The 18,794-nt window shown below is 71.9% G+C and carries 17 protein-coding genes and 2 tRNA genes; 9 read left to right on the top strand and 10 right to left on the bottom strand.

Features of this window, described 5'->3' with window-relative positions; translation table 11 throughout:
- Positions 1-219: 219 nt before the first annotated feature.
- Complete coding sequence (locus tag ACFVFR_RS06850) at positions 220-762, bottom strand: L,D-transpeptidase (RefSeq protein ID WP_383698618.1); 543 nt, start codon at positions 760-762, stop codon at positions 220-222.
- Between the two features lie 394 nt (positions 763-1,156).
- Here ACFVFR_RS06850 and ACFVFR_RS06845 point away from each other — a divergent pair, with 394 nt between their 5' ends.
- Positions 1,157-2,209, top strand: a complete 1,053-nt coding sequence (locus ACFVFR_RS06845; RefSeq protein WP_383698781.1) for a MerR family transcriptional regulator — start codon at positions 1,157-1,159, stop codon at positions 2,207-2,209.
- Positions 2,210-2,232: 23 nt separating this feature from the next.
- Positions 2,233-2,742: a hypothetical protein gene (locus ACFVFR_RS06840; protein ID WP_383698617.1), complete on the top strand. Its 510-nt coding sequence runs from the start codon at positions 2,233-2,235 to the stop codon at positions 2,740-2,742.
- 436 nt (positions 2,743-3,178) lie between these two features.
- Here the strand turns inward: ACFVFR_RS06840 and ACFVFR_RS06835 are convergent.
- Positions 3,179-3,252 (bottom strand) — tRNA-Pro (locus tag ACFVFR_RS06835).
- 198 nt (positions 3,253-3,450) lie between these two features.
- Between ACFVFR_RS06835 and ACFVFR_RS06830 the strand changes: the two genes are divergently transcribed.
- The gene (locus ACFVFR_RS06830; protein ID WP_383698616.1) at positions 3,451-3,744 is read left to right on the top strand and encodes a YiaA/YiaB family inner membrane protein; all 294 of its coding nucleotides are present in this window, start codon (positions 3,451-3,453) and stop codon (positions 3,742-3,744) included.
- Positions 3,745-4,437: 693 nt separating this feature from the next.
- Here ACFVFR_RS06830 and soxR read toward each other — a convergent pair.
- A complete protein-coding gene (gene soxR / locus ACFVFR_RS06825; protein WP_383698615.1) occupies positions 4,438-5,013 on the bottom strand; it encodes a redox-sensitive transcriptional activator SoxR in 576 nt (191 codons plus the stop codon).
- A 195-nt stretch (positions 5,014-5,208) separates the two neighbouring features.
- Here soxR and ACFVFR_RS06820 point away from each other — a divergent pair.
- Positions 5,209-5,282, top strand: a tRNA-Pro gene (locus tag ACFVFR_RS06820).
- Between the two features lie 135 nt (positions 5,283-5,417).
- Here ACFVFR_RS06820 and ACFVFR_RS06815 read toward each other — a convergent pair.
- Positions 5,418-5,897, bottom strand: coding sequence for a tyrosine-type recombinase/integrase (locus ACFVFR_RS06815; protein WP_383698614.1), 480 nt, complete (start codon positions 5,895-5,897; stop codon positions 5,418-5,420).
- Positions 5,898-5,936: 39 nt separating this feature from the next.
- Positions 5,937-6,185: a hypothetical protein gene (locus tag ACFVFR_RS06810; RefSeq protein WP_383698613.1), complete on the bottom strand. Its 249-nt coding sequence runs from the start codon at positions 6,183-6,185 to the stop codon at positions 5,937-5,939.
- A 1,016-nt stretch (positions 6,186-7,201) separates the two neighbouring features.
- Here ACFVFR_RS06810 and ACFVFR_RS06805 point away from each other — a divergent pair.
- The gene (locus ACFVFR_RS06805) at positions 7,202-8,098 is read left to right on the top strand and encodes a DUF4157 domain-containing protein (RefSeq protein ID WP_383698612.1); all 897 of its coding nucleotides are present in this window, start codon (positions 7,202-7,204) and stop codon (positions 8,096-8,098) included.
- 193 nt (positions 8,099-8,291) lie between these two features.
- On the top strand, positions 8,292-9,251 hold the full coding sequence (locus ACFVFR_RS06800) for a macrolide family glycosyltransferase (protein WP_383698611.1): 960 nt from the start codon (positions 8,292-8,294) through the stop codon (positions 9,249-9,251).
- Positions 9,252-9,560: 309 nt separating this feature from the next.
- Here ACFVFR_RS06800 and ACFVFR_RS06795 read toward each other — a convergent pair whose 3' ends face one another.
- Positions 9,561-10,685 (bottom strand): Gfo/Idh/MocA family protein, encoded by a 1,125-nt coding sequence (locus tag ACFVFR_RS06795; RefSeq protein ID WP_383698610.1) that lies wholly within the window; start codon positions 10,683-10,685, stop codon positions 9,561-9,563.
- 88 nt (positions 10,686-10,773) lie between these two features.
- Here ACFVFR_RS06795 and ACFVFR_RS06790 point away from each other — a divergent pair, with 88 nt between their 5' ends.
- Positions 10,774-11,409, top strand: coding sequence for a TetR/AcrR family transcriptional regulator (locus tag ACFVFR_RS06790; RefSeq protein WP_383698609.1), 636 nt, complete (start codon positions 10,774-10,776; stop codon positions 11,407-11,409).
- 183 nt (positions 11,410-11,592) lie between these two features.
- On the opposite strand, the gene ACFVFR_RS06785 is transcribed toward ACFVFR_RS06790, so the two are convergent.
- The 4 genes from ACFVFR_RS06785 to ACFVFR_RS06770 form a co-directional block, all read right to left on the bottom strand.
- A complete protein-coding gene (locus ACFVFR_RS06785; RefSeq protein ID WP_383698780.1) occupies positions 11,593-12,024 on the bottom strand; it encodes a GtrA family protein in 432 nt (143 codons plus the stop codon).
- On the bottom strand, positions 12,024-12,974 hold the full coding sequence (locus ACFVFR_RS06780; protein ID WP_383698608.1) for a glycosyltransferase family 2 protein: 951 nt from the start codon (positions 12,972-12,974) through the stop codon (positions 12,024-12,026). Before ACFVFR_RS06780 ends, ACFVFR_RS06785 begins: the two co-directional genes overlap by 1 nt.
- A 78-nt stretch (positions 12,975-13,052) precedes the next feature.
- The gene (locus ACFVFR_RS06775) at positions 13,053-15,785 is read right to left on the bottom strand and encodes a YfhO family protein (protein ID WP_383698607.1); all 2,733 of its coding nucleotides are present in this window, start codon (positions 15,783-15,785) and stop codon (positions 13,053-13,055) included.
- Positions 15,786-15,978: 193 nt separating this feature from the next.
- A complete protein-coding gene (locus ACFVFR_RS06770) occupies positions 15,979-16,560 on the bottom strand; it encodes a D-alanyl-D-alanine carboxypeptidase (RefSeq protein ID WP_383698779.1) in 582 nt (193 codons plus the stop codon).
- A 552-nt stretch (positions 16,561-17,112) separates the two neighbouring features.
- Between ACFVFR_RS06770 and ACFVFR_RS06765 the strand changes: the two genes are divergently transcribed.
- Positions 17,113-18,057, top strand: coding sequence for a hypothetical protein (locus tag ACFVFR_RS06765; RefSeq protein WP_383698606.1), 945 nt, complete (start codon positions 17,113-17,115; stop codon positions 18,055-18,057).
- A gap of 172 nt (positions 18,058-18,229) precedes the next feature.
- The gene (locus tag ACFVFR_RS06760) at positions 18,230-18,703 is read left to right on the top strand and encodes a lamin tail domain-containing protein (protein WP_383698605.1); all 474 of its coding nucleotides are present in this window, start codon (positions 18,230-18,232) and stop codon (positions 18,701-18,703) included.
- Positions 18,704-18,794 lie beyond the last annotated feature (91 nt).

The following is an 18,794-nucleotide window of genomic DNA, read 5'->3' as shown; positions in this document are numbered from 1 at the left end:
ACGGCGCGAGGCGCGGGTGGCGGCGTACGGCTACCGCGCGCCGGCGCTGATGGCCGATCAGCCACCGCGGTTTCGCCGGCGACGCCTCGCCGGCGCGGCCCGCGATGGCCGACAGCGCCTGGCCGTGGCGCCGCGCGTCGGCCGGCTGCGGGGAACGCCCGCGCTCCGCACAGCCGGCCGACGGAGCCGAGGTCGGCCCCCGACGTCACACCGGAGGGATCACTTGACGATCAGCTTGACGGGCTTGGGGTAGCGGAAGAGATCCTTGATGTCGGCGGGGCGCAGCTTGACGCACCCGTTCGACTTGTAGTCCGAGTCGCCGTCCCAGCGCCACGGCTCGGCGGATCCCTGGCCGCCGGTGCGCGTCATCTCGCTGTGGATGAAGAGATCGTCGCGCTGGGTGCCGTTGGCGCACTTCTTGTCGGACAGCCGCACCACGTACCCCTTGATCTTGCTGCCGTCGTAGTCCTCGTCCCTCCACGGGATCTGGTAGGTCCCGTTGGGCAGCCAGCCCGCGTTGCGGGTGCAGGAGTTCGTCGTGGTGCCGGAGCCCGCTCGCCACGAGTCGAGCGTGACCGTCCGGCCGTTCTGCTCGTGGCGGTACAGGGTGAGCTTGGAGTGGGTCTGGTCGCCGGAGTTCTTCTCGAAGACCAGGTAGTCGTAACTGCCGGCGGCCTGGGCGGGAGTTCCGGTGGCGGCGGTGAGCCCGGCCGCCACCGCGATCCCGACGGCGAGTGACAGGTTTCGTGTACGCGCTTTCACGCTGTGCCTCTCCTTCGGCCACGTGCGCCCGCGGGCCCGTGGCGACGCGGCCCCCGTTGACCGTGAGGGCCTGTGAAGTGGTGCGGTACCGATTTCACCGGTTGGCGCGTTTTTCAGCAGGAGGGTTCCGGTGACCAAACAATCGTGTCGCCCGGCCTCGCGGTGCGGATCAAAGGTGCGCCGCCGGGTTGGCTAAGCTCCCGTGCTCGCCGTAGCGGTCCTCGCGTCATCACGACATCGGCGCGTGAGCCCTCGCGGGCCGCCCGGGGCGGCGTACCCAGGACCGGGACCCAGGGCCCGGGTGCCTGGCCGTGACGTGGGTGCTGGTCCTGGTCGGTGTTGACCTTCACGTTGGTCGAAGCTCGATGATGACGTGGTGCCAGATGACGAGTTGATGCCGATCGGGGCCTTCGCCCATCGCAGTGGTCTGACCGCCAGCGCGTTGCGCTTCTACGCCGACTCCGGGCTGCTGCCCCCCGCCGAGGTCGACCCGGTCTCCGGCTACCGCTACTACAGCGGTGCCCAGGTGGCTCGGGCGACCGCGCTGCGGCGGCTGCGCGAGCTCGCCATGCCCCTGGCCGCTGTCGAGGCCGTGCTGGGTTCCGGAGCCGACGAGGCGTCCCGGCTGCTCGACGAGCACGTCGAGAAGGTCGTCTCGGACGCCGCGGCCGTGCGGGAGAAGGCCGCTGTCCTCAGGTCCGCGCTCGGTAACGTGCCGGCTCTCGCGATCGGGGCGGTGAAGGGGCCGGTGCTGGCGGAAGCGGTCGAGCAGGTCCTGACCGCGACCGCGCGTGAGCGCGGGATGCCGGTACTCGCCGGTCTGCGCGTCGAGGCGTGTCACGGGGCGGTCACTTTGACGGCGACGGACCGATACCGGCTCTCCATGAGAACACTGGTGCCGGCCGAGGCGGCGAGCCAGGCGTGGGCCGGCACGGTGGACGGTGACGAGCTCCGAGCCGTGGCCACCGAGATCCGTCGCAGCCCGCTGGTGCGGCTGGAAGCCGTCCCGAACGGGATCTGGTTCCGCGTGGCCGACCGGGAGGACCGGCACTGTCGGTTGCTGCCCGAGGCGTTCCCCGACCACCGGCTGACGCTCGCGTCCCTGGGCACGGTCACCACGCGTGCGACAGTCTCGAAGAACCTGCTCCTGCGCGCCCTGGAAGAACACCCCGGCGCGCACGTCGGGCTGCGCGTCGCCGACCAGACGGTGAACGTCGTGTCAGCGGACGACGACCACCCTGACATCACACTCGCGGCCACCACCGAGGGCCGGGCCCTGCGGATCCGGTTCGAGCTGACCACGCTCTATCCGGCCGTGAGCACCGCGATCGGCCCTGACGTACTGCTCGACCTACGAGGGCACGACCAGCCCGTCACGATCCGCTCCGCCGACCGTGGCGACCTCACCACCCTGGCCATGCCCGTCGCGTCCGACCACGCCGCCTGAGAAGGACAACGAGGAAACACTCCGTGACCACCACACCCGCCAGCCCCGACCCGACCATGGAAGCCATCGGCCACGCCGTCGCCGAGGGACGAGCCGGAAACACCGCCTTTGCCCGCCGGAGACTGCTGGACCTGTGGTCCACGATCGGCGTCACCGGCGACCCGCTGCACCGCTGTTCCCTCGCGCACCACCTGGCCGATCTCAACGACGACGCCGCCCAGGCCCTCGCCTGGGACATCCGGGCCCTGGACGCCGCCGACGCCGTGACGGAGCGGCGCCTCCAGGAACACCACGCCGGACTCCACATCGCAGGCTTCTACCCCTCCCTGCACCTCAACCTCGCCGACAACTACCGTCGACTCGGCTCCTTCGAAGCAGCCACCGAGCACATCGACGCGGCCACGGCGCACGCCCCCGGCCTGCCTCGAAACCCCTACGGTGACCTGGTGCGTGGCGCCATCCAGGAGGTCGCCGAGGCCATCGTCAGACGGGATCGGTCACGGCGCGCTTCCGCGCCTGGTTCCCCCGCGTGACGCACGGCGAACGAGGCGCGATGGCCCCCGCGCGACGCCTCCACACCGACGGTCGTGTTGGTTCCCGTACGGGCCGTCGTAGCGGGTGCGAGACGGGGGCCGCGCTGCCTTGGCGCGTCGCGGCGGCGTCAAAAGGAGCTCGCGGGCAACCTGGCGTGCGAGGCCGGAGTCCCACGGCACGTCCTCCGCGGGATCGCCGGCTACCGATCGCTGACCGCCGCCCGGCGCTACCCGCACCCGGACGTGCACACGATCACGGCCGCCGGTGCGGCGGATCCGCGGGCTTCAGCGTGCCGCGCGCACCGCGCCCACTGCCAAGCCCGATCGTCAGGGCTGTAAGGGCTCGCTGAATCGGTCGGGGGGCTGGTCCTCAGGAACGATCAAGGGCCGGTTTCGGAAGATTCCGAAACCGGCCCTGATCTGCGACTGTCTCCAGTCGGGACGACAGGATTTGAACCTGCGACCCCTTGACCCCCAGTCAAGTGCGCTACCAAGCTGCGCCACGTCCCGATGCTCTCTCGTCTGGGGCTGGGCCCCGGCCGAGCGCGTACGAGAACAATACCGCACTTCATCGAGTGGTCGCTGCCACCTTCCCGGCCGTTGATCTTCGCCTGAGAGCACGGCGAGCAACCCTCCGTGGCCACACTCAGAGGAAGGCTGAGTAGGACTACTCATGTGCGGGGGTCACGGCCCGGCGACGCTACGTGCATGACGACACCTTCCATCCAGCGGCCCACGACCACCGCGTTCTTCGTCCAGGCCGCACTCTCCTTCGCCCTGTCGCTCGCCGCCGTCGCCTACGGGATCACCAAGCTGCCCGTCGGCGCGTGGGAACGCGGCTTCCTCGGACTCGGCCTCGTCTTCGTGGTCACCTCGGCGTTCACCCTGGCCAAGTGCGTGCGGGACCGCCAGGAGGTCGAGGAGGTGACCAACCGGGTCGACAAGGCCCGCATCGACAAGCTGCTCATCGAGCAGGACGTGTACAAGCCCGGCCATGTGTGACGCCCCCGCCACACACCGCACCGGCCGTGTGGCGTGGCTCACCCGACAGGCGGCCCGCGCGGAAGAGACGCCCCGCCCGACGCCACGAGTCGAGCCCGACCACAGAGCGCCGCTCCCCCACCGGGAGCGGCGCTCCGCCGTGCGGGGGCCGAGCCTGGTGCGGGGGCCGGCGCGGCGTGCGGGGGCCGGCGCGGGCGGGCCCTGGCGGGTGGGGGTGGGCTCGGTGGGTATCGCGGAAGGCGGCGGGGGTGAGGTCCGAGGGTGGGGTGTCGCGAGGGTGAGCGAGCGGAGCCGGGGGTGGCTGATGTGGTCCCGAACGGGGCGCCACGACGGCCGGTGGAGCAGGGCGCGACCGGGGGCGAGCCCGGATGGGGCAGGCGGCGGGGGCGAGAGTCGCGGGCGGCGGGTGCGGGGTGCGGCTCGGTGTGACCAGCGGCGGGGTCGGCTACGCGGGTGGCCACACCCCGGCTGACGGCCATGGGCCGTGGCCGAGGGGGTGCGGCGACGGCGGGTAGGCCCACGGCGCGCCCGCGATGCGGGCTGGGGCATGACACCGGGCGGGCCCGGCGGCAACGGCTCCGACGGCGCGGTTCAGCGTGACGGCAGCACGTGAGCGCGGCGCGGCCGGTCGGTCGGGGGGGGCTCGGCCGAGACGGGCCGGGTGGGGGACGGTGTCGGTGGGGTGAGGTGGGGCTACGGGCGGGGGTGGCTTGGCGGTCGCGTGTCCGGTCGGGGGGCGCGCGGCGCGCGGGCGGCTGTCCCGGAGGTGCCGGGTGCCCCGGAGGAGCCCGGGACACCCGCCGAGTCGTCGGGTGACGTGGGGGCGTCGCCCAGTAGGTAGCGGGCGCCGGGGCCCAGACCGGCCACGGTGTCGCGCGGGTTGTACAGGGCGCACTTACGCAGGGACAGGCAACCGCAGCCGATACACCCCGACAGGCGCAGCTTGAGCCGTTCCAGGTCGGCTATCTGCGCGTCGATACGCCGACTCCACACCCTGGCCACCGAGTTCCACTGACTGGCGTTGGGAGCGCGCTCCTCCGGCAGCCGGGCGAGTGCGGCCCCCGCCTCCTCCAGCGAGAGGCCGACCTGCTGGGCGGCGCGGATGAAGGCGACTCGGCGGAGCGTGGCGCGGGCGAAGCGTCGCTGGCCGCCGACGGTGCGCTCGGAGTGGATGAGCCCGAGCTCCTCGTAGTAGCGCAGCGCGGAGGTGGCCAGACCGCTGCGGGCCGCGAGTTCGCCGATCGTCAGGCGGTCGTACTTCGACGTCATGACCCGCGAGCGTAGTCGCCGCCCCACGCCGCGAGCAGTGTGCCGCATGGCGGGCCGCTTCCCACGCCCCCGCCGCCGAACGCTGTCCACCCGGGCCGCGCCCCCGCCCCTGGCCGTGATCGGCGCGACGATGCTGTACGCTCTTGACCTGCGAAGACGACGGCAATGCGCGAGCGAGGCCGGCGTGGGAAGCATCGGGACGTGGCGCAGCTTGGTAGCGCACTTGACTGGGGGTCAAGGGGTCGCAGGTTCAAATCCTGTCGTCCCGACTCGTAAGAGTCGCAGGGCTCGTGGGAGTCGCAGGGCTCGTGGGAGTCGCAGGTCAGGGCCGCTTTCGGAGGACTCCGAAAGCGGCCCTCGATCATTCCTGGGGGCCGGTCGGGGGCCAGCGTCCTTGGCCGGGGTCAGCGAGCCCTGGTGAGCGGGCTTGACGGTGGGCGCGGTGCGCGGAGCACGTTGAAGCGTGTGGAGAGTGCCACCCCGACGGCCGTGATCTTGTGCGCCTCCGGGCGCGGGTAGCGCTGGGTGGCGGTCAGCGATCCATGGCCGGCGAGACCGGGGAGGGCGTGCGGTTGAACTCCGGCGTCGGCGAACCGGGTTGGTCCGGTGTGTCGGAGGTCGTGGCGGCGCGGGTGCTCGTGGCCGAGGCTGGTGACGTCGTCCCAGTGCGTCGCGTCGCTGAGGACGGCGGTGGAGATGCGTCCACCCCGTGGGCCGGCGAACAGGCGGGCGTCGGGATGGGAACCGGCGGACAGGACGCACTGGGCGATAAGGGGCGGATCTCCTGGACGACGGGTATCTTGCGGGCCCGTTCGCCCTTGGCTTCCCTGTCGGCCAGCCCGCCGGCTGCCGGTGTGGTCCGGCGTCGCACGGTCCAGATCCACTGGGTGGTGTCGGTGTCCCCGACGCGACAACCTGACACGTCACCGACGCGTGCGGCCGTACAGGCGGCGAAGATGACCACGTCTCCCCAGCCACGGCACTGGTCGCGGGAGGCGGCTCCGGAGCGCGTCGGCCAGCGCGGGGAGGGCCTCCCAGCCGGGCAGGGCCAGCGCGCGTGGGTCGAGGAGCTGGCCCTCGGTCTGCTGGTACAGCTTCTGCCAGCCGGTCACCCGGGTGGGGTTGACCTTGATGATGCCGTCACGAACCGCCTGCTCCATGACGCGGACCACGACGGCGATGGTTCTTCATCGTGGAGCGGCTGTGCTCGTCGGCGATCCGGTTCCGCACGGTGCGATCGACGACCCCACTGGTGATCATCCGCACGGCGGGGTGGCCCAGGGCGGGGACAACACGCGTCCGCCATCCCGCCAGGCCCCACGTTTGCTGCTCCAGACCGCGCAGGGCGAGGCCCTGTTCTCTTCGCCGTACGCGGCGGGCTCATGGTGGCCAGCGATGGACTCGGCCCGGCCTGTGCCGCCTCGATGATGCCCTGGAGCCATTTTCCGAGACCGCGACGCACGGCGGCCCCTGCGGAGGCTGAGCAGAGCGCCAACGGTGCGGGGTTTAGTGGCCAGGCCCCAGCCAGCGGCGTCGAGCTTGGCCGGCCAACTGCCCGTCGTCCGGCACGGCGGCGAACGTGCCGTAGTCGCGGCGCTGTTCGTCGGTCAGGAACGCCACCGAGCCCCGTCGCTTCCTCGTGCTTCTTCTGCCGTGACGGCGCTCACCGTGAAGTCACATGATCGACACGGGGGAGCCCGGGTCAGCGCGGGGCTGACGGCGGCGCCGTGACCATCAGGCCGAGGCACGCCCGGCGCGCCATAGCCCCCGCGCCAACGGCCCATGTTCCCCAGCACGTTGCCCCTCACTCTGCCCTCGGGAGCCTGGCCCGACCGCCCACGCCCCAGATATGCAGGGGAGGGAGTCATCTGCCCGCGGAGGGAGAGGTCGCATGCATGCCGAGGACCAGGCCAGGTCGACCAGGGCACGGAAGGACAGGGCACCGGCCCGCCAACCCCAGGCCGCGGGCCGGACGCCGCTCCCGGGCCCCCTCGCGTGGCAGAGCACTGTCGGCAACGCGACAGTCGTCCAGATGCTCCGCCGGGCCGGAGCCCCACGGGCCCAGGAACGACCCCAGCATGGCGCTGACCGCAACCACCGGCAGACCCAGCGCCCCGTACAGCGCTCCGCCGTCCATGACGTCCTACGCACCGACGGCCGCCCCCTCGACGACGACACACGCGCCGAGATGGAAGCCCGGCTCGGCGCGGACTTCTCCGACGTCCGGCTTCACACGGACGCCGCCGCCCGCGCGTCCGCCGCTGAAGTGGGCGCACGTGCCTACACCAGCGGCAACCACGTGGTCATCGGTGACGGCGGCGCAGACCGGCATACCCTCGCCCATGAACTCACCCACGTCATCCAGCAGCGTCAGGGACCCGTCGTCGGCATCGACAACGGGTCCGGGCTGCGGATATCCGACCCCTCCGACCGGTTCGAGCGGGAGGCGGAGGCCAACGCCACGCGCGTCATGGCCACGACGCCGGAACTGAGGGAGCCGGTGCAGCGTGCGGGCGCCCCCGCGGGGCCGGGCACGGATGTGGCCGTCCAGCGGGTGACACGGATCTACACGGCGGACGAGGCCGACCGTGATCGGGCCAATGATCTCGCGTTCCAGCAGGAGGTCATCAAATCGGTCACGCACTCGCGCGAGGGCATCAGCCCGCGGGTGAAGGCCCGGCACGACAGTTACAACGACGGCTCGAAGCAGGGCGTGTACAACCACCACGTCCCGCACAGCGCGATCGCCGGCGCCCTGACGACCGGGCTCCAGTTCAAGCCGCGCAATGTGGTCGTGGATCGTCTCAACGCCGTGTCAAAGAGCTTGGGGAGCGTCGACCCCGTTCTGCCCAACGAATTCGTCTCCGATCAAGCACTGTGGCGAAGCCGGATGAGCTTCGACACCTGGGTGGACGAGAAAATCGTCAACATAGCCGACTGGCCCGCCAATTTGTTCCGCGGCCCCAGCATGGGCGACGGCGGCGGGAGTAAACTTGATGTGCCGACGGCTCCGGATCCACATCAGAAAAGCCGTCTGGAGAAGGCGCGGGGCGCGCTGAAGGCCGCAGGGCTTTCGCCCTTCTGAACCTCGACGAGGCGAAGCGGACCGGGCCCGTGGTTCAGGGCCTCTTCGAGTTGCGGGTCGACGCGGAGCCCTGTGTGCGCGTCGTCCGGCGCGTACGGCATCTCCGCGCGGGCTCGACCAGGTTCACCCGGGCCTACCACTGGAGTCGTTCACACCACCGGCAAAGATCGGCCCAGAGGCCGTAGCCAGCTGGTTGCGCCACTACTTCGCGGCAAGGAGTGCGACCTACCCGGTGCTGCGGAAACACTGCGCCTCGGAGCCGGTAGACGCGATCTGTTACGACACGACGAACTGGCCTGCCCGGATCATCGCCAGGAGGCTGGGGACCCCCGCCGTGCGGTGCTTCCCTCACCTCGCCTCGAACGAGGCGTACTCACTGGACCGGCAGTTGACCGCAGGGCTCGACGCCGACAGTCCGGCGACGGCCTCGCTCACCGCTGACTGTGAGGCCTTCTCCACCGGGTACGGCGTCCCGCTCGGTGTCGCCGACACCATGACGATGGCGGACGGGCTCAACCTCGTGTTCGTCCCCCGAGAGTTCCAGCCGGCCGCTGACAGCTTCGACGGACGTTTTCACTTCGTCGCCCCCTCGATGGGCAGGCGCGAGCAGACCGAGCAGTGGTCACCGCCCGACCCCGACGTGCCCCTGCTGTATGCCTCGCTGGGCGCCGTCTTCGGTGGTCACCCGGAGTTCTACCGCGCCTGCGTCGACGCCGTCGCCGAGGGGCCGTGGCAGGTGGCGATGACCGTGGGCGATACGGATGCCGCCGTACTTGGCGCCGTCCCCAGCCGGATGGACGTCCGATCGGGGTTTCCGCAACTGGCGGTACTCCGCCACGCCTCCGCCTTCGTATCGCACGCCGGAATGAACTCCGTCATGGAGGCCCTGTATTACGGGGTCGGCCTCGTCGCCGTCCCCCGAACACCCGAGCAGGCGGCCAGTGCCCGGCGCCTGGGGGAGCTCGGACTCGGCGAACGTTTGGACGCCGAGGCGGTGAACGCCGAAGCACTGCGGGCGGCGATCAGCAGGGTTACCTCAGACTCGGCCGTACGCGTCAACCTTGCGGCAATGCGCGAAGCCATCCTGCGAAGTGGTGGAGTCACACGCGGCGCCGACGTCATCGAGCAGTACCTCCGTGAGTACGTCGTGTGACTCTGAGCTCTTGCGTCGCACGCGGTCCGCGATGACGTACGCGCCTACGTGCTCGAACACCTCGGCGCCCTGCTGAACCCGACGAACACGTCCCCGCACCGGCTGCCGCACTGTGGGTCATCAGACGGCCTCGCCGTCGTCGTCGAGCACGGTGACGCTGGAGCGGTCTCCGGCGCGGAGCCGGTCCATCTGGTCGTCCAGCCAGCCGCCTACCCGCGATGCGGCGCGGCCCGGGCGTGGGCCCTCGGTCGGCCGCGCGAACCGCCGACCCACGCCGTCTGGAGGTCGCCCACGCCGACCTCGGGTCGGTCAGCCGGGGGTCTGTCGGGTGCCGGTGGCGGCGGAGAGCCTGATCGTGTCGAGCAGGCGGTGCAGCGCCAGGCCGGTGTCGAAGTCGGGGAGGTCGCGCGAGCCGGTGTGGAGGTCGCGGGCCAACCGGGCGTACATCTGGGCGACGTTGAAGCCCTCCGCCGCCGGGTCGACTCCCTGGGCCCAGCGGTACCGGTCGGGCACGGGCAGCTCCTGGTAGGCGCCGCCCGCGGCGTCCGGACCATGCAGGCGCAGTTCGCCGATCTGGAGGCCGGCCGGGCCGGCGGGCCCGGCGGAGGTGATGGCCAGGTCTCCTCGGGTCCCGGAGATCTCCAGCCGGGTGCGGGCGTCGGTGGCCTTGGCGTCGTGGATGTGGGCGGAGACCACGGCACCGCTGGTCAGGGTCGCGTGGAGAAGGAGGTGGTCGGGGCTTGTCACCGCCACCGTCTCGCCGGTCTCCGTGATGGTGTGGACCGGGCTCTGGATGGAGAGGGTGGCCGACAGGTCGGCGATGTCACCGAGTACGTACCGCACCGCGTCGAGCGTGTGCCCACCGGCGACCTCAAGCGTCCCGGCACCGTTGTCGCGATCGAGGGTGTACGCCGCCCAGGCGGGAATCCGCTCCCCCGCGCCCTTGCCCCGGGCGGCGTAGACGGTCGCCGAGGTCACCCGTCCTATCCGGCCGTCGGCGAGCAGATCGCGGGCGTAGGCGATCGCCGGTGCATACCGCGCCTGTAGCCCGATCACGTGGTGCGCGCCCGCGTCGCGGGCCGACCGGGCGAGGGCCTCGGCCTCCCGGGTGGTGCGGGCCAGCGGCCACTCGCAGTACACGTGCTTGCCGGCCGCCAGGGCCGCCCCGACCAGTTCGGCGTGCGCGGGCACCTTCACGGTGACGACGACCAGGTCCACGTCGGGGTGTTCCGCCAGGCGACGGGCGTCGGTGAAGGCGTGGGCGGCGCCGAACTCCCGTGCCGCGGCCCGCGCGCTCTCGGGGCGGCTCGTGCCGACGGCGGTGATGTCGTACGCGGGCAGGGCCAGCAGGGCGGGGACGTGGGCGCGCGCGGCCCAACCACGATCGGGGCTCGCCCCGATGACGCCGACACGAATCCTCTTCGCTTCCACCACAGCCCCCCATCTCAACCGGACAGCTCTTGTCCGGTTACGACCTTAGCCAACCGGACAGGTATGGTCCAGTTATTGAAGGGGGCGGCAGATGACCCAACCGCGCGACACCGTGGACCGCTTGCTCGTCGACGACTCCGGTCGGCGCCCCCGCGCCGACGCGCGGCGTAACGTCGAACGTCTGGTGGAGGCCGCCCGGATCGCGGTCGCCGAGACGGGAGTCGGCGTCTCCGCGCACGAGATCGCCCGGCGGGCCGGGGTGGGGGTCGGCACCTTCTACCGGCGCATCCCCTCCCTTGAGGCGCTCCTGCGGCTGGTGCTCGACGAGATCCTCGACGAGATCTCGGACCTGGCCGATCGGGCGCTGGAGGACCCGGACGCCGGGAACGGGTTCCGCGTGTTCGCCGTGACCTACGTGCGTCTGCGCGCGGAGAGTTGCGGCGTCAGCGAGGCGCTCGGCGGGGCGTGTGGCGACCCGCTCGCCCAGCGCCTGGCGGACCTGCGGGACCAGGTCCGTCGTCTGGTGGAACGCGCCCAGGCGGCCGGCGCCCTGCGCACGGACGTCGCCTGGCAGGACGTGCCGTTCCTGCTCGCGGCGGCGGCGACGGGTGAGCGGACCCTGGGCATGCGAGCGGGCGACCAGCAGTGGGAGCGCAATCTGCGCGTCGTTCTCGACGGGCTGGGCCCGCGCCAGCCGGGCCCGCTGCCGGGCACCCCGCCGGCCTGAACCCCGACCTGACACCCACCCCGGCGGACGGGCCACGGCGCGCCCCCGCCCCGGACGCGCGCGACCGGCCGAGCCGGCCCCCGTCGCCGGCGCCCGCCGGCGGGTGGCGGTGCGGGGTCGACGCGTCTCGTTGTCGTCCCGTGGCCGGCTGACCGTCGGTCGGTTCGGGGGTGGTTGGCGGGGTCAGTGGCGTAGGAGGGTGGGGGGTTCCTCCTTGCCCGGGGCGGGTTCGGGAGACGTGGGGGTGCCGAGGGTGGGGCCGAGCATGATGGTGCGGGAGACGACGAAGGTGATCGGGACGGCCGCCGCCGCGGCGATCAGGGGGGCGGCCTTGCTGTTCAGCCCGGCGAGGTCGACCAGGACGTAGACACCGCCGGTGGTGATCACGAAGTTGGCGACGGTGGTCAGGGGGAAGAGCAGGAAGGTACGCCAGGCTGGGCGGGTGCGGTAGGTGACGTAGACGTTCAGGAAGTACGAGCCGACGGTGCTCAGCGCGAAGGCCACGACGTGGGCCGCGAGGTAGGGCAACCAGTGCAGCAGGGCGAGGTAGCTGAGGTAGTAGGTGCCGGTGTTGACGACGCCCACCAGGCCGAACCGCAGGAACTGTCCGGCGATCACCGCACCAGGTCCTTGAGGTCGGCCGCCTGGGTGACGTTCGTGCTCTCCACGAGGTAGTGCGGGCGGCGCTTGACCTCGTAGTAGATCCGCCCGATGTATTCGCCGATGACCCCCACCATGACCATCTGAACACCCGCCAGCGCGGTAATGACCACGAGCAGCGTGACATATCCGGGGGTGTCCACGCCGTCGATCAGCACGGTGCCGACGATCCACGCGGCGTAGAGCACGGCAATGGACAGCAGCGTCAGGCCCAGATACACCGCCGCCCGCAGCGGCTTGTTGTTGAAGGAGATGACACCATCGGCACCGTAGTTGAGCAACTGGCTGAACGTCCATTTGCTGCGACCCTCCTCCCGGACCGCGTTACGGTATTCGAAGGTGACGCTCGGGAATCCCACCCAGGCGAACAGTCCCTTGGAAAAGCGGTTGTACTCGGTGAGCTGGAGTACGGCGTCCACCGCGCGTCGGGAAAGCAGCCGGAAATCGCCGACGCCGTCGACGAGCTCCACGTCGACCAGGCGGTTGACCAGCCGGTAGTAGCCACGGGCCAGCCAGGTGCGGGTGACGCGGTCGCCGTCCCGGGTGCGCTTGGCGATGACCTGGTCGTGGCCGTCCTCGCGGAGTTGGACCATGCGCCCCACCAGCTCCGGCGGGTGCTGGAGGTCCGCGTCCATGATGATGACGGCGTCGCCGGTGGCGTAACGCAGGCCGGCGAACATCGCGGCCTCCTTGCCGAAGTTCCGGCTGAAGGAGACGTACCGTACGCGCGCGTCCGTTTCGGCCAGTCGCTTCAGCAGCGACAGCGTGGTGTCCTTGCTGCCGTCGTTGACGTAGACGAACTCGAACTCGTGCCGAATGGTGAGCAGTTCGAGGGCCAGGTGCTCGTGGAAGCGTTCGATGACGGCTTCCTCGTTGTAGCACGGGACGACTATCGAGATCAGCATGCTTCTCCCCGTACGGGTTCACGGTGGGTGGATCGGCTCGGGGTGTGAACCGATCGTGGGATGGGGTGCGTGGGTCGGTCAGTCATGGCTGGCCGCCTTGGGCGTGGGGCCGGTGCGCGGGCGGCCGGGGTGTCGGGACCGCCAGGCGCGCCAGGCGGCGAGCGAGACGAGGACGAGCAGGGCGGCGCCCCCCACGGCCGCGCCGGCTCGCAGGCCGGGCGGTTCGAAGGTGCAGCTCACGGTGGTGGCCTCGCCGTCCAGCGGCACGGACACCAGGCCCAGGTAGGAGTCGGCGGGGCGCGGGGAGCCGTCGCCGGCCGCGCACTGCCACCCCTTGATGTCCGGCATGGCGAGAACGGCGGTACCACGGCTGCCGGCCGGCAGGCTGGCTCGGACGCTGGCGCCCTCGACGCTGACGTCGGTGGCCCCGCGCGCGGCCAGCCGGTCGGCGGCGGCCCGCAGCCTGCCCGTGTCCAGGCAGCCGATCGCGCCCGGGGGTACCGAGCCGCCGCGCGCGGCGGTCAGTGTGACGCGCACCTGGCCGCTGGCCGGGGTGCGGCCGAGGGCCTGCATGGCCGCGTTGCGCTTGGGCGGGTAGTCGCCCCGGAAGTCGGCCTTCGGAGCGCCTCCGTCCCGCAGCTCGGCCGTGCCCCAGTAGCGCGGCGCCCACAGGTACACCGAGCTGCCGGCCCGACAGGTGGTGCGCAGCTGGGCCGTCGGGTCGGCCGCGCGGTGACGCGCGGGGAGCCGGTAGCCGCCCTCGCGGGTGCGCGGGAGCTGCGGCTGGTCGGTCAGGCGCAGCGTGAGGCGCGGCACGGTGTAGACGCGGGCTCCCAGGAGCAGTTCCTGGTTGCGGTACGCCGAGGTGCCGTACGTGGGCCGCGCGGCGGGCGGGCGCACGGTCACCAGCGGGGGCACCTGTTGGCGCACCGTGCGCACCGGGCCGGGGTGGCGCGGGTTCCACCGCTGGTGCGGGTCGAGCGGCGAGCGCAGCCGGGCGCCGACGGAGAAGATGACGTCGGTCACCGGGTTGTCCAGGCTCTGCACCGACCGGCCGCCGGAGGTCCAGCCGCCGCCCAGCGCCGTCATGGTGCGGCTGAGGACGTCGGCGGTCAGGCTGCTGTAGTACGCCACGCCCTGGCCGCCCAGCAGCAGCGGGTCGTTGCCCGTGGTCTGGTTGCGGCCCGGTTCGGTGCGGTACGTGGGCCAGTCGTCGGCCGCCTCGATGGCGGCGTGCTGCTCGCGCTGGCGCGCGCCCCAGGTGGAGTAGTCGTCCATGTGGGCCAGGCGCTTGCGGTCGCTGACGGCCATGGTGGCCGTGGACTGGCCGACCTGGGTGCCGAGCAGCAGCACGACGGCCAGGGTGGCGAGCAGCGGCTTGCGGTGGGTCTCGGCCGCGCGCCACAGCAGCCAGGCGAGTCCGACGGCGACGGCGCCGAACAGCGCGATGGGCAGGGACCAGTCGAACAGCAGGGCGCTGTTTCGCGCGGCGAGCATCACGGCCGCCAGCACCGCGCCGCCGCCCAGCAGGGCGCGCCAGGCGGGCCTGCCGTGGGCGAGGGTGAGCCAGGCCGCGATGACGAGCAGCGCGCACAGGACGAACGTCTGCCGGAACTGGCTGCCGTTGGGGGTGGTGAAGGCGTGCCAGGCCAGGTGGGTGGGCTTCCACTGGAAGGAGAGCAGGACGCCGACGGTCAGCGCGGTCCACCCCAGGCGCACGCGGCGGGGCACGGCGGTGTGGAAGGGGAGGGTGAAGGCCAGCAGGAGCGCGACGGTGTCGACGTAGATCGCGGGCGAGTTGAAGCCGTAGCCGGCGGGCAGCAGGCGGGCGAACACGTCCGTCCACGGCTCGGCCACGAACTGCGTCTCGCGTCCCGGGTACGCCTCTCCGGTGCCGGCGTAGATGACGCTGACCAGCGGCGCGGCCAGGCCCATCCCGAGCAGGACGGTCACCAGCGGGCGCCAGAGTTCGCCGAGCAGCCGGGGCAGGGTGGGGGGCCGCGCGGCGGTCCCGGCGGGGGGTGGGTCGTCCGCTGACGCGGCGGCGGGGGCCGGGGTTCGCGGGGCGGTGGGCTCGACGGGCAGCGGGGCGCGGTCGATGAGCAGCCGGGTGACGAGGATCAGCGCTGCCCCGATGGTGGCCATATAGGCGGTGTAGAAGTTGGCGATCCACACCAGGGCGACCAGCAGGGCGCCGACGGTCATGCGCCGGCGGGCCAGCGTCCACTCACCGACCAGGCACAGCAGCGGCAGGGCGATCAGACCGTCGAGCCACATCGGGTTGTACACCGCGTTGGCCAGGGTCCAGCCGCACAGCGCGTACGAGGCGCCCAGCGCCCCGGCGGCCCACCAAGGCCCGGTGCGTACGGTGCGCAGCAGCCAGGCCATGACGGCGCCGGCCGTGGCGATCTTGAGCAGGGTGATGACGTAGACGGCCAGATCGATCTCGTCCCGTGGGAACACGCCGACGAGCAGGGCGAACGGGCTGGAGAGGTACGTACCCAGGTCGGGCAGGAAACTGGAGCCGTAGCCGGACTGCCAGTTGACGTACAGCCCGCCGTCGGCCTCGCCGTGCAGCACGTCCCAGAGGTGGGCGTGGTAGGGGACGAACTGGTTGCCCAGGTCGTTGACGCTGCGCGTGCGCCACCCCAGAGGAAAGCTGCGGGCGATGAGATCGCCACCGCACAGGGAGATCAGGGTGAGCAGCGCCGCGAGACCGGCGGCTCGTGCACGAATGCCCCGGAAAGACTCGGACTTCGCCTCGTCCTGTCGCGGAATTCCGTCCGCTTTGGGCATGGTGAGAGAAGGCATGTTTTCTTTCGGAATGTGAAAGGAATTCTGACCTGGCACGAGAATTGCGCGCCATTACTCATTACTGTCCGACCGAGGTGGCCACGTTTCGGTGACTCCGGTCACAGATCATCCGGAGGCAGCGGCACGTGGATACGCGGAACCACCAATCCGTGCAATGCCGTTCCCCCTCGGGTCAGCGCAGTCGAGTTCGTCAGCGGGTTTGACGAGCGAAAAACGGGAAGGGTTGCCCACTCGTTCGAACAAAAAGCCCGCCTTTGCCAAACGAGCTCGGAGTTAACTCCTCCTCAAACCTGAGTTCATTTGACATTCGGGAACTGGATTCCCGGGGCGTGGAGTACGAGGGCGTGCGTGGGGGCACGGCGTACGGCGCGCGGGGCGGGGTGGCGCGAGTGCCGGGGGCGCCGCGAGGCGCGTGCGCGCGCCGCGCTCGGCGGGGCGGGGCATGGAGGCCGTCAGCAGCGCACGGGTTCGCGCCAGGAGCACCCGAGGGAGGCGGCGGTGTCGTCGGCGCGGACCGGGGGTTGGCCGGCGCGGCCGGTGGGTGGCGCCGCGTCGGGCGGGCGCCGGTGACGCGGCCGGTGTCGGTGGTGGCCAGGGGGACCGCGAGGGCGTCCTCGATGTCCTTCACGGACGGGACCAGGTGGTGGTTGAGCGGGATGCCGTGGGCCAGTTCGTGGCCGCCCGCGTCGGTGACGTAACCGGACAGGGCCGACCCCCCGGTCAGCGAACCGGTCTTGGCGCGGGCGTGGCGGGCGGCCGGGGTGCCGCACATGCGGGAGCGTGGCGTGCCGCCGGTCAGCCGGTCGGGTTCGCAGGCCACCGGGAGCGCCTCGCGCCGCAGCGGGGACCCCACGGAGCGTCCCGAACGGCCCTTAGCAGGGCGACGAGTTGGCGGGCCGACAGGGCGTTCAGCCGCGACAGGGCCAGTGTCACGGCGGCATCCCGCGCGGCGGGCCGATGGGCGGGCACCACGAGGGGGGCGCCGGGTTTCGGCGCCGGTGGCCTGAAGAGGCGTCCTGGCCGCCGGGGCCGCCGAGGCGGCACGATGCGGGTGCGCGCCAGGCACCAGGACGCGTGGGGGCTGGAGCACGCGAACGCGTGGCGGGCCGGCCGCGTGGCGGGCCGGGGACGCCCGTCGCGTGGCTGACGTGCCGTCGGTCCCCGGTTTGGCGCGTACGTCGTCTCGGGTCGCGCCCCCACGGGTCGCGCTCCGCGCTGACGGGGCCGGCGGGCGACCGGGGCGACCGGCGGGGCGCGCGCCGACCCCGGCACACCGCCAGGGCGGGACTCCCGCCCGGCGACCCACTCGAAGGGATTCCCGATCATGATCCGCACACGGAACTCCGTACGAAGAGGGCACGGCGTGGCACACCGGGCGTGGGGCGGCGCGCTCGCCGTGCTGGTGGCCTGGCTCGGGCTGGTGGCGGCCGGCCCGAGCCAGGCCGCTCCCCCCGGCCAGGCGGCCGGTCATCCCCGGGCCACCGCTTCCGGCCAGGCGGCGGGCGCGTGGCACGCGGGTGGCCCGGCGCCGGTCGCGGGGGCGTGCGAGCCGGACACCCGGGCACAGGGGGTGCCGAGCAGCCCGCACCCGAGCAGCCTGCTGGCGGTGGAGCGCGCGGACGGCAGGGTCGAGGAGTTCCAGTACTTCACCGATGCCACCGCGGACAGCCCGTTCCCCTTCGTCTGGCACCGCACGCAGGCCGAGCCCGAGGGCGCGTACGGCCCGTGGCGGCGGGTGAGCGCCGTGCCGGTGGGGCCGAAGACGCCCACCCGGGTGAGCGCGGCCGAGGGGGTGGACGGCCGGATCGAGGTCTTCTTCAGCTCGTACGGCGTCCAGTGCCACACCGCGCAGGAGACGGTCGACGGTACCTGGAGCGCGCCGGAGGAATTCGGGCTCAACCCGCCGCCGTACTGGGGCTCGGTCGCGCTCTTCGCCGACCGGACGGGTCGCCTGCACGCCTTCGCGTCCACCGACGCCGCCGATTCCTCGATGAACACCCGGGTCCAGGACGCGAGCGGAGGGTGGGGGCCGGTGGAGTCGATGGGCCGGGTGCCGGCGCCGTTCGTCGGGCTCAGCCAGCCCAGCACGGTCACCCAACTCGACGACGGGCGGCTGCGGGTCGTGGCCCACGAGTGGAACGCCGACTCGTTGTTCTGGCAGATCACCCAGGTCTCGGCCGACGGCCCCTGGGGCCCGTGGCAGGCCGTTCCCGCCCCGGTCGCGCCGGGCGCCGGACGCGGCCCGCACCTGGCCGACCAGCGGGGATGAGCGCGGGTTTCCCTGTGCCGGCGCGTTGTCGGGAGATGGCGCTTCATTGTCCGGAGATGGCATGCCGCGTCGCATTTCCCGGATGTGGCCCTGTTCCGCGGAAACTGCCCTTAGTGTGATCTCCTCACCGGGGACCTAGGGGGGTCCTCGGCCGTGAACGTGAAGGATCTCCATGTTCTCTGTGTCTTCTCGGCTTTCCATACGTGGCGCCGCCTGTGCCGCCGCCGCCGTCGCCGGGGCCGTCGTGGTCCCGCTGCTGCCCGCCCAGGCGCAGGCGGCCGGCTCCGTGCACCTGCAGAAGATCTACTACGACAGCCCCGGCAAGGACGACCGGTCCACTCGGAGCCTGAACGCCGAGTACGTACAGATCAAGAACTCGACCAGCCGTGGCGTGAACCTGCGGGGGTGGACGCTGACCGACGCGTCCCGGCACACCTACACCTTCGGCAAGGTCACCATCGGCGCCGGCAAGACCATCACGGTGCGCACCGGGCGAGGCAAGGACAGCGCGTCCACGAAGCACCAGAACCGTCGGGCCTACGTGTGGAACAACGACCGGGACACGGCGACGCTGCGGAAGTCCTCCGGTAGCCGCGTGGACACCTGCTCGTACAACTCCACCCGCTACGACTACAAGAACTGCTAGGGCCTGTCCGGCGGATCACGGTCGGAGCCATAGGTGGATCGCCGCGACCGTGACGGTGCCGTGGAAGACGTAGGCCCTCTTGTCGTAGCGG

The sequence above is a fragment of the Streptomyces sp. NPDC057702 genome, from assembly GCF_042799315.1.
Classification (GTDB): Bacteria; Actinomycetota; Actinomycetes; order Streptomycetales; family Streptomycetaceae; genus Streptomyces.
This window is presented reverse-complemented; position numbering and strand designations above follow the sequence as displayed.